This is a genomic window from Amycolatopsis thailandensis (genome assembly GCF_042723255.1).
GTDB lineage: Bacteria > Actinomycetota > Actinomycetes > Mycobacteriales > Pseudonocardiaceae > Amycolatopsis > Amycolatopsis thailandensis.
The window spans coordinates 1-9,858 of record NZ_JBHXJK010000214.1 but is presented as its reverse complement, the minus strand read 5'-3'; the positions used below and the strand labels follow the sequence as shown (position 1 = coordinate 9,858).

Sequence of the window (9,858 nt, the reverse complement as noted above, 5' to 3'; positions counted from 1 at the left end):
GCCCCGCCCCGAGCAACCGGGACGGGGCACTTCGCCGTGGATCAACTCGCGAGGGGCAAGTCCTTCTCCTTGACCGGAAGCTTCTCGACGTCCGCCGTCCGCGCCTTGCCGCGCAACATGGTCAGCGTCACCACCAGTCCGATGAGGACGAACGCCACGCACGCGACGAACGCCGCTCCCAGCCCTTGCGCCAGCTCGGCGGGTCCGCCGGGCGCCGGGGTGAACATCGTGGTCACCGAGGTGACCACCGCGACCCCGAAAGCCCCGCCGACCTGCAACGCGGCGACGTTGAGGCCGGAAGCGACGCCGCTGGCGCGTTCGGGCACCTTGGCCAGCGCGGCCACCGAAGCCGCGGCGGTGCCGGCGCCGAGGCCGGGGCCGAACACCACGAGGCCCCAGAGCATGTCAGGCACGTAGCTGCCGTCGGCACGCACGAAGGAGAGCAGGAAACAACCCGCGCCCATCAGCACCAGACAGGCTCCGACGACCGGGCGGAAGCCGATCCTGGTCACCACGGTCTGCCCCACGTAGGCACCGGCGAAGGCGAGCATCGGCATCACGGACTGCATCACACCGAACTTCAGCGGCCCGTATCCGAGCACGATCTGCGCGTACTGGGAAATCGTCACCGAAAGCCCGAACACCGTCATGCCCATGGTCAGCGCCACGAGGTTGCCACCGGCCATGGAACCCTTGCGCAGCAGGGCGATGGGCAACAGCGGCGAGGACGACCGCCGCTCGATGACGAGGAACAACACCACCAGCAGCGCGGCGATGCCGAACAGGCCGAGGGTGGACGCGCTGCCCCAGCCGGCATCGGTCGCCTGGCTCACCGCGAGGATGATCGCGACCATCGCGACCGTGCTGGTCAGCGCGCCGGCGAGATCGTAGGTACCTTCTCTTTGCGCGCCACGGCTTTCCCGCACGAACATCGGGGTGAACAGCACCACGAGCGCGAGAATGGGCACGTTGATGATGAACACCCACTGCCAGCCCAGCGACTGCGTGAGCAGGCCGCCGATCAGCAGCCCCGCGGTGGCGCCGATCCCGCCGATGCCCGCCCAGCCCGCGAGCGCCATGTTGCGGCTGCGGCCTTCCGGGAACGCGTTCATCAGGATCGACAGCGCGGTGGGCACCATCAGTGCCGCCGCCGCGCCGCCCAATGCCCGCGCGATGATCATCACTTCACCGTTCCAGGCGAACCCGCAGACCCCGGAACTGACCATGAACAACAAGGTTCCGGTCATGAAGACCCGGCGACGACCCAGCCGGTCGGCCGCGCGGCCACCCAGAAGCAGGAAGCCGCCGAAGGTGAGCAGTTTGGCGCTGAGCACCCACTGCGCGGTGCCGGCACTCATGCCGAGGTCGGCGGTGAGCGAAGGAAGCGCGAGCATGACGCTCTGCGAGTCCAGGAGCACCGTGAAGTTGGCGGCGCACAGCAGGACCAGCACCACCAAGGGAAATCTTGTCACAGCGGTACCGGCGGCGCTGGGCTGCCGGCCTGCTGATCTCAACTGGGTCACCGGGAACTCCTCGAACCTCGGACGAAGAAATGAACGAGCGGGCGTCAGGCGGCGGGCCGCTCGACGTCGTTCTGTGCCGCCTTCTCCGAAGACGGGAGCGAAGCCACGGGCGCGATCGACGCGTTGGCGGGGTTTTCGAGCTTGCCGCGCGCACCGGGTCCGAAAAGGACTCGGCCGATCATCGACGGTTTCATCAGCGACTGCGGTGAGTCGATCAGCGAGATCGTGCGGATGAACGCGCGCGCCACCAGCGGGTCGTTCGCCGCCACCGCCTGGACCTTCGGCATGTAGAGGTTCGCCATCTTGGTGGCGATGGTCCGCTTGCCGCGCACTTCGGGATACCCGAGGTCGGCGGCGGCGGACATCGTCCACGGCGCGTTGGTGACGCTCGCGAGGTCACGGAAGTAGGCGGCGGGGACCGGCTCGACGCCCTTGGCGAGATGCTTGCCCAGTACGGTCGCGCCGAGCGCGGCGACGGTCATGCCCTGGGCGTAGACCGGGTTGAAGATGCACGCCGCGTCGCCGATGATCAGGTACCCGGCCGGGAAACGGCGGAGCTGCTCGTAGTGACGTCGAATGCTCGCGGGGAAACGGAAGCTTCCCGCCGGGGAACGCTGCTCCGCGTCACGAACGGCTTCGTAGACCTCCGGACGCGGCAAGCTCTTGGCGTAGGCGAGGAATCCCTCGCGATCGGTGGGCGCGCGGTCGCCGTTGATGCCGGTGAGCGTGAGCGCGTAGCGGTCGGCCAGCCGCGCGAAGATCGCCCCTCGCGGGAACGCCGGTGTCGCGGTCGGGACGAGTGCGATGTCGTCGCCGAGCGGGTCGTTCTCCAGCGGGCCGACGAAGTCCATGGTCGTGTAGGTCAGGTCCATCTGGACCTTCTCCTCCGGTGCCCGCTCGTAGCCGAGCTCCTCGAGCCAGCGGGGAGAACGCGAGCCGCGGCCGGTGGCGTCGATGACCAGGTCGGCGGTGATGACCTCTTCGGCGCCACCGTTCCGGCCCTGGACGCGGACACCGATGATCCGGCTCCGGTCTTCGGACGCTTCGAGACCCACGATGTCGGTGCTCTCCCGGAGGGAGACTCCCGGGCGGACCAGGGTCCGGCTGCGGAGGAAGTGTTCGATCACCGGACGGTTGGCGGCCACACAGGCCATCCCCGTCTCGGTCTCGGCGAACATCTGGCCGTTGAAGCAGTAGTGGCAGGTCGAGCCGTAGTCACCGACGGGCACGCCGACGGCGAGCATGTCTTCGACGAACCCGGGGAACAGGTCCTCGATGATCTGGCGGCCGCGTTCGAGCAGGGCGTGGATGTGGACGGCCCACGGGATCGCCGGGCGCAGTCCGGTGCCGGCGGCGGTGAGGTCGTCGCGATCGATGACGGTCACTCGGGTGTAGGAGTCCGAAAGCATGCGGGCGGCGAGCATGCCCGCCACGCTGCCCCCGAGCACCACGGCGTGATCGCCGATCTTGGTTCCCATGGACGTCCTCCCATTGGACTGCGGTGTGAGCGGTTACGCCGCAACGCTAGAACCGGGGAAAGGTGCTCCTCTTCTCCTTCGTTGCGACGTCCGCGCGGTTCTCCGTTCCTGCTCCGAGCAAGCAGGGAGCTGCGTCCACCCGCTCCCGGGTTGTAGCTTCCGAGGTGGACGACCACCGCGTTCCACGCGCCGGGTGTCCCATTTCCTTTTCCCGGAGCCAGAAATGAGGACCACGTGATGCGCCCGTTCCGCGTCGAAATCCCGCAGGAGGACCTGGACGACCTCCACGCACGGCTCACCGCCACGCGCTGGCCCGCCGAAACCCCTGACGTCGGCTGGAGCCGTGGCACCCCGCTGGGCTACCTGCGTGAGCTGACCGAGTACTGGCGCGGCGGCTTCGACTGGCGCGCGCTGGAAGCCCGGATCAACTCCTACCCGCAGTTCGTCACCGAAATCGAGGGCGAGGACATCCACTTCCTGCACGTCCGCTCCCCCGAACCGGACGCGGTGCCGCTGCTGCTCACCCACGGCTGGCCGGGATCGTTCCTCGAATTCCTCGGCGTGATCGGCCCGCTGACGGACCCGCGCTCGCACGGCGGCGACCCGGCGGACGCCTTCCACGTCGTCATCCCGTCGCTGCCCGGTTTCGGCTTCTCCGGCCCCCTCAAACAACACGGCTGGACGCTGCCCCGGGTTGCGGGCGCCTGGGCCGCGTTGATGTCCTCGCTCGGCTACGACAAGTACATCCCGCAAGGCGGCGACCTCGGCGCGACGGTGACGCTCCTGCTCGGCCTGATCGACGCCGAGCACGTCCTCGGCACCCACGTCAACTTCCTGTTCGCGCCACCGACCGGCGGCCCGGACGAAATCGCCTCGCTCCCGCCGTCGGACCTCGCCCGGCTGGAGCGCTTGGCGCACTTCGGATCCCAGGGCTCGGCCTACATGAGCCTGCTGTCGACGCGGCCGCAGACCGTCGGGTACGGCATGACCGACTCGCCGGTGGGCCAGCTCGCCTGGAGCGTCGAGAAGTTCAAGGAGTGGAGCGACTCGGACAAGACCCCCGAGGACGCCATCGACCGCGACACGCTCCTCGCCCACGCCACGCTGTACTGGCTGACCGGCACGGCCGGCTCGTCGGGGCACCTCTACTGCGACAACGTGGAGTTCATGCCCACCTCGGGGGGCGACCCGCAGCCGCTGCCGCCGATTCCGGGCCCGGTCGGGGTGGCCGTGTACGCCCACGACCTCGCCCAGCCGATCCGGAGCCTCGCCGAGAAGGCACTGCCGAACATCGTGCAGTGGAACGAGTTCGACCGTGGTGGCCACTTCGCCGCGATGGAGGAACCAGATCTGTTCGTCGACGACCTGCGGTCGTTCCGGCGGGCCGCCCAGGCACAGCGTTAAGGAAGGGGACAGAAAATGGGTTCAGCGTTCGTCGTCCGGTACGAGACGACACCGGAAGCCGCCGACGAGAACCAGAAACTGGTGGAGGCGGTCTTCGCCCAGCTGGCGGAACAACGACCGGGCGGCCTCAGCTACGCGTCATTCCGGCTCGACGACGGAGTGAGCTTCCTCCACGTCGGTTACGTCGACGGTGACGACAATCCGCTGAACGCGTCGACCGCGTTCCAGGAGTTCCAGCGCGAGTTCCGCTCCCGCGCCCCCGGTGGCCCGGTCTTCTCCGGCGGCGCCCTGGTCGGCTCCTTCGGCTTCGGCACCCCGGCCTGACGATCACCCGTGAAGGCCTCCTTCCCTCGGCTGAGCCGAGGGAAGGAGGCCTTCACACGCATCAGGACCTTGTGCCGATGACCTTGCGCAGGACCCGGGCGAATTCTTCGGCGTAGAGCACGAAGCCGGTGTGCCCGCCGGGGAACTCGACCGGAGGTTCGCCGAGCCGCCCCGCCAGCGCGTGAGACGTGTGGAACGTCTGCAGGCCGGCGGAGTCCGCCCCGATGCCGACGAAGACGTTGCTGGGGCCCGCGGTCAGTACGTCGACGTCGGGCACGTACCGGGTGGTGGCGCGGAGCTCGTGGGTGAAGAACCGGGCGGCGTCCACGAGGTCCTGCGCCGAGGACGGGCCGGCGGCACCGGGGGAACCCTGCTCTTCGGTGTCCAGGCCGGAGTTGGCCGCGAACTTCGCGTACGCCTCGATCGGCCCGTGCCGATGGCAGGTGTCGATGACGTCGTCGGTCTTTGCCCGCTGTTCGGCCGCGTCGGGCAGGAACTCCAGGACCGGCGGCTCGTGGGCGATGACCGTCCGCACCCGGCCGGGATGCCGCGTGGCCAGCGCGAGGACCGTCATCGCGCCGCCGCTCGTGCCGAACACGTCGGCGGGCCCGGTACCGACGGCGTCGATGAGGGCGGCGACGTCGTCCGCACGCTTCTCGGGGGTGGAGTCCTCGTCGGGGTCGTGCAGCGGACTGCCCGCGATGCCCCTCGGGTCGTGGGTGACCACGGTGTGGTCGCTCGAAAGCTCGTCGGCCAGCAACTCGAAGGCCGCGGCGCCCATCGGCGAGCCCATGAGCAACAACAACGGTCCGTCGCCGCGAACCTCATAGCGCACACGTGCGCCCGGGACGTCGAGCGTATGGGTCTTGGTCATGAGCCTGCCATTCTGCTCCAGGTCGTGCCTGTCTCGATCGGACGAAAAGCCTTGCTATGTCAGGAAAAGCCCGGCCCGGCGAACCGGACCGGGCTTCTCCTGACACGGATCAGATCCACTAAGCCGCCGGGATCTGTGTCGCTTCTTCCGGGGAACGGAACACCTTCTCCATCACGCGGCGGGCGATGGCGCGCGGCGCGTGGTCGAGCGCCGCGGTCATCAGCCGGGTGACGGTGCCGGGAACGGTGACCACGCGGCCGGCGTCCCAGGCCCGGAGCGCGCCCGCCACCACTTCGGCGGCGGTCGTGTGCCCGGGGGTCTTTTCCACCGCGTCGCCGAGGCCGGCGACCTCGCTGAACTCCGTGATGGTCGGCCCAGGGCACAGCGCCATGGCCTGGACGCCGGTGCCCTTCAGTTCGGTGGACAACGACTCGGCGAAAGACAGCAGGAACGCTTTGCTGGCGCCATAGGCGGCCAGGTTCGGGGTCGCGAAGAAGCCCAGCGACGACGCCACCACGATCACCCCGCCCGAGCCGCGCTCGACCATCCGGGGTACCACCTGGGACGTGAGGTCGACGCTCGCGAGCACGTTGAGCCGCAACATCTCGAGGGTCTCGGACCGGGCCGTCTCGACGAACCGGCCTTGCAACCCGCGACCGGCGTTGCAGATGAGCAGATCGGCACCGCCGAGTTCCTCGGCGCGGGCGGCGACCCGCTCGATCGCACCGTCTGCGGTGAGGTCCTGGACCTCGGGGATCAGCCGCCCGTCGGTGCCCTCCGCGAGCGCGGCGAGCCGGTCCGCACGGCGGGCCACGGCCAGCACCCGGTACCCGCGGTCGAGCAGGACCCGGGCGAACTCCGCGCCGATACCGGAGGAAGCCCCGGTCACGACGGCAAGTGGTGCGTCGGTCATGGCCCTACCCCTCGACGTGGAAGATTTCGAGCGCGACGCCGTCCGGGTCGGTGAAGGTGAACAGCGCGAACGGAAGCGGCTCGGTGTGCTCACGCAGGTCGCTGCACTCGACACCCTTGCCGACCAGGAAGGCGTGCCAGGCGCGGAGTTCTTCGCGATCGGTGGCCGCGAACGTGAGGTGGTCCAGTCCGGTGCGGTGCGCGCCGAACGACTCACCCTCGTTGCCGTCGTGCGAAGCGAGCCCGAGGAAGACCTGGGTGCCGGGGCGCATCAGACCCGCGGCGCGACCACCCGGGAACTCCTCCTTCATCCACTGCACCATGCCGAGCATCTCGCTGTACCAGGCCACACTGCGGTCCACGTCGGTGACCGTGATGGTGGCGTGGTGCAGACCCGGCAGACCCGGCGGGGTTTCGGGAAGCGGGGTGGCCGGCGGCGGGACGAGTTCGATGTCCATGTGCGCTCTCCTGAAGTCGGGCGTGACGGAAAGGGATCTTTGACGCCTACCGCGCCGTTTTAGTGATCTTTTGCGAGATTACGGCGCGCGGACCCTCTATTTCTTCTTCAGGACTGCCAGGACGGGAACCGGCGCGAAAGCCCACGGCAGGCCCGCAATCCCGAAGACGTAAAGCCGCCGAAACCGGGTTTAGCTTGAAAAGCCAATCGGTCACCACAATGGACCACCACTGGAGGTCGTGTCTCATGTCAGACGCCGTGTGCCCCTACGTCCTCAACCCCGAAGGCACCGACACGCACGGCGAGACCGCTCGTCTGCGCGAACAGGGCCCGATCGCTCGGGTCGAGCTCCCGGACGGCGTGCTCGCCTGGTCGGTGCACGACTACGAGCTCACCAAGGAGATCATGGGCAACGAGGCGCTGTTCTCCAAGAACCCGCGCCGTAACTGGCCCGACTACATCGACGGCAAGATCTCGGACGGCTGGCCGCTGATCACCTGGGCCGCCATGGACACCATGGCGACGCAGGACGGCGCCGACCACGCCCGGCTGCGCAAGCTGCTCCTGAAGGCGTTCACCCAGCGCCGGGTCGACGCGATGCAGGAGCACATCGACTCCACGGTCAACGAGCTGCTCGACGACCTGGCCGCCGCCGCCCCCGACGAGGTCGTGGACATCAAGGGCCGCTTCCACATGGAGCTGCCGACCCGTCTGATGTGCGACCTTTTCGGTGTTCCGGTGGACGTCCGCGCGGAGGTGCTCGAAGGCGGTCACAAGAACATCGACACCCGCATCACCGCCGAGGTCGCGGAGGCGAACCTGGCGAACTGGCAGGTGGCGATCTCCAACCTGGTGCAGTACAAGCGCGAAAACCCGGGCGACGACCTCACCACCGGCATGATCGCGGCCAAGGAGGAGGACGGTTCGCGCCTGAGCGACTCCGAGATGATCGGCACCCTGCACCTGTTGCTGGGCGCCGGTTCCGAGACCCTGGTCAACGCGCTCGCGCACGCTTCGGTCGCGTTGATGACCGACCGTGAGCTGCTCACGAAGGTCAAGGCCGGGGAGATCGCCTGGGAGGAGGTGTTCGAGGAGACGCTGCGGGTGGAGTCGCCGGTCGCGCACCTGCCGTTCCGCTTCGCCACCGAAGACGTCGAGCTCGGCGGCGTGAAGATCGCCAAGGGTGACGTGATGCTCGTCGACTTCGCCGGTGTCGGCCGCGACCCGAAGATCCACGGGGAGACGGCGGACGAGTTCAACGCGCTGCGTGAGGACAAGACGCACCTTTCGTTCGGCTTCGGCGTGCACTACTGCATCGGCGCCCGGCTGGCGAAGAGCGCGTGGATGACCGGCATCCCCGCCCTGTTCGAGCGTTTCCCCGACATCGAACTCGCGGTCGACCGCTCCGAGCTCGTCGGACAGGGAAGCTTCGTGGTCAACGGCCACGAGAGCCTGCCCGTCCTGCTCAAGGGCAAGTCCGCGGTCGGCGTCTGACCCCCGTAGCAGTCGAAGGAGTCCGAACATGGCAGACAAAACGGCGGAGAGCGGGGGCGGGATCCTCGGTGACCTCAACCTCGACTACGCGGAACACGAGAGTGTGCTGCAAAAGGCGGTGTCGGCCGACGGCACGCTGATCGCGTACGAGCAGTTCGGGGAAACCGGCCCGGCCGTCGTGGTGGTCGGTGCGGGACTGAACGACCGCGCCATGTTCACGCCGCTCGCGACGGCCATGTCCGAACGGTTCCGCGTCTTCAACTACGACCGGCGCGGCCGTGGCGAGAGCGGCAACGGCGATCCGGACCAGTGGACGATCCAGCTCGAGATCGACGACCTGCGTGCGGTGCTCGAAGCCGTCGGCGAGCCGTGTCACGTGTTCGCCAACTGCACCGGCGGCGTCATCGCGCTGCTGGCCGCGGCCGGTGGCGCGCCGATGGTCAAACTCGCCCTGTACGAACCCCCGTACTGGTCCGAGACGGCCACGGCCGAGCAGGTGGCGAAGCTCAAGCAGCTGATCGCCGAGGACCGTCGCGAAGAGGTCGTCACGATCTTCGCGCGGGACGTCGTCGGCTTCATCAAGGACGAGAACATCGAGCACTTCAAGAGCCACCCGGCTTGGAAGGCGTTCGAGTCCATGGCGCCGTCGACGTACTACGACGCGATGATCAGCAAGGACCACCTGGACATCCCGTACGAGGAGATCCGGAAGATCACCGTGCCCACGCTGCTCATGCGAGGGGACGACGGGATCAAGGAGATCCACGACGCGTGCGCGAGGATCGCCGAGGAGATCCCTCGCGGCGAACTTCTCACGCGGGAAGGTTTTGACCACCTGTTCGATCAGAAGGCATGGGCGCCCACCTTGATGGAGTACTTCGAAGCGTGACGACGCCCGCGATCTGCGGAAGGGTCACGGTGCCGGTTCTCGGCGCTGTGGCCCTTCCGGCGTTTATGGGGTGAGTTCGGCACCGAAGGCGCCGGCGGTCGGTGTGCGCCGAATGTGGCATTGGGGACGTTGAGTGTCCCCAATGCCACATTCGGGGCACCCGGGATCGGTGACTCGACGGCGTGTCTCGAAGGCTCCAGCGAGGCCCGGGCACCGGAACACCGGCGGGGCTTGACGCGAAGGGAGCCTTCCCCGCGTGCGATGCGGCGAAAGTCCCCTTCACCCCGACCCGACACGCCCACCCGCAGGTACCTCGACAAGACACGCTCGACTTTCCCCTGTTCTAAACCGAAACGCCACTCACGACCACCTGGGCCACTCTGTGCGTGAGTGGTGTCGGGGTGCGCTGCGTCGCGAAAGCCACTCAGTGTCAGGGTTGGTTGCGCTGCTCGTGTGAGTGGTTAGGGTCCGGTCTTGGTCGCGTGGTGACTCAGAAAGCCACT

General features: G+C 68.2%; 9 protein-coding genes. 4 read left to right on the top strand and 5 right to left on the bottom strand.

The window, feature by feature from the left end:
• Positions 1 to 41: 41 nt before the first annotated feature.
• Together ACFWMR_RS41005 and ACFWMR_RS41000 are read right to left on the bottom strand one after the other, a co-directional pair.
• Positions 42 to 1,523, bottom strand: coding sequence for an MFS transporter (locus ACFWMR_RS41005; RefSeq protein WP_378382287.1), 1,482 nt, complete (start codon positions 1,521 to 1,523; stop codon positions 42 to 44).
• Between the two features lie 44 nt (positions 1,524 to 1,567).
• Entirely contained in the window at positions 1,568 to 3,001 is a 1,434-nt protein-coding gene (locus tag ACFWMR_RS41000) for an FAD-dependent oxidoreductase (RefSeq protein ID WP_093935434.1), read from the bottom strand.
• A 237-nt stretch (positions 3,002 to 3,238) separates the two neighbouring features.
• Between ACFWMR_RS41000 and ACFWMR_RS40995 the strand changes: the two genes are divergently transcribed.
• Positions 3,239 to 4,405 (top strand): epoxide hydrolase family protein, encoded by a 1,167-nt coding sequence (locus ACFWMR_RS40995; RefSeq protein ID WP_378382286.1) that lies wholly within the window; start codon positions 3,239 to 3,241, stop codon positions 4,403 to 4,405.
• A 15-nt stretch (positions 4,406 to 4,420) separates the two neighbouring features.
• A complete protein-coding gene (locus ACFWMR_RS40990; protein WP_093935436.1) occupies positions 4,421 to 4,729 on the top strand; it encodes a hypothetical protein in 309 nt (102 codons plus the stop codon).
• A gap of 61 nt (positions 4,730 to 4,790) precedes the next feature.
• Here ACFWMR_RS40990 and ACFWMR_RS40985 read toward each other — a convergent pair whose 3' ends face one another.
• The 3 genes from ACFWMR_RS40985 to ACFWMR_RS40975 form a co-directional block, all read right to left on the bottom strand.
• Entirely contained in the window at positions 4,791 to 5,603 is an 813-nt protein-coding gene (locus tag ACFWMR_RS40985) for an alpha/beta fold hydrolase (protein ID WP_378382285.1), read from the bottom strand.
• 118 nt (positions 5,604 to 5,721) lie between these two features.
• Positions 5,722 to 6,516 (bottom strand): SDR family NAD(P)-dependent oxidoreductase, encoded by a 795-nt coding sequence (locus ACFWMR_RS40980; protein ID WP_093935888.1) that lies wholly within the window; start codon positions 6,514 to 6,516, stop codon positions 5,722 to 5,724.
• A gap of 4 nt (positions 6,517 to 6,520) precedes the next feature.
• A complete protein-coding gene (locus tag ACFWMR_RS40975; protein WP_378278044.1) occupies positions 6,521 to 6,973 on the bottom strand; it encodes a VOC family protein in 453 nt (150 codons plus the stop codon).
• A 245-nt stretch (positions 6,974 to 7,218) separates the two neighbouring features.
• Between ACFWMR_RS40975 and ACFWMR_RS40970 the strand changes: the two genes are divergently transcribed.
• Positions 7,219 to 8,466 (top strand): cytochrome P450 family protein, encoded by a 1,248-nt coding sequence (locus ACFWMR_RS40970; RefSeq protein ID WP_378382284.1) that lies wholly within the window; start codon positions 7,219 to 7,221, stop codon positions 8,464 to 8,466.
• 28 nt (positions 8,467 to 8,494) lie between these two features.
• Positions 8,495 to 9,355, top strand: coding sequence for an alpha/beta fold hydrolase (locus ACFWMR_RS40965; RefSeq protein WP_093935891.1), 861 nt, complete (start codon positions 8,495 to 8,497; stop codon positions 9,353 to 9,355).
• Positions 9,356 to 9,858 lie beyond the last annotated feature (503 nt).

Bases quoted from the DNA above. Each gene is read 5' to 3' on its own strand.
- ACFWMR_RS40980 (WP_093935888.1), bottom strand. From the start codon at position 6,516: ATGACCGACGCACCACTTGCCGTCGTGACCGGGGCTTCCTCCGGTATC.
- ACFWMR_RS40995 (WP_378382286.1), top strand. From the start codon at position 3,239: ATGCGCCCGTTCCGCGTCGAAATCCCGCAGGAGGACCTGGACGACCTC.
- ACFWMR_RS40965 (WP_093935891.1), top strand. From the start codon at position 8,495: ATGGCAGACAAAACGGCGGAGAGCGGGGGCGGGATCCTCGGTGACCTC.
- ACFWMR_RS41000 (WP_093935434.1), bottom strand. From the start codon at position 3,001: ATGGGAACCAAGATCGGCGATCACGCCGTGGTGCTCGGGGGCAGCGTG.
- ACFWMR_RS40975 (WP_378278044.1), bottom strand. From the start codon at position 6,973: ATGGACATCGAACTCGTCCCGCCGCCGGCCACCCCGCTTCCCGAAACC.
- ACFWMR_RS40985 (WP_378382285.1), bottom strand. From the start codon at position 5,603: ATGACCAAGACCCATACGCTCGACGTCCCGGGCGCACGTGTGCGCTAT.
- ACFWMR_RS40990 (WP_093935436.1), top strand. From the start codon at position 4,421: ATGGGTTCAGCGTTCGTCGTCCGGTACGAGACGACACCGGAAGCCGCC.
- ACFWMR_RS40970 (WP_378382284.1), top strand. From the start codon at position 7,219: ATGTCAGACGCCGTGTGCCCCTACGTCCTCAACCCCGAAGGCACCGAC.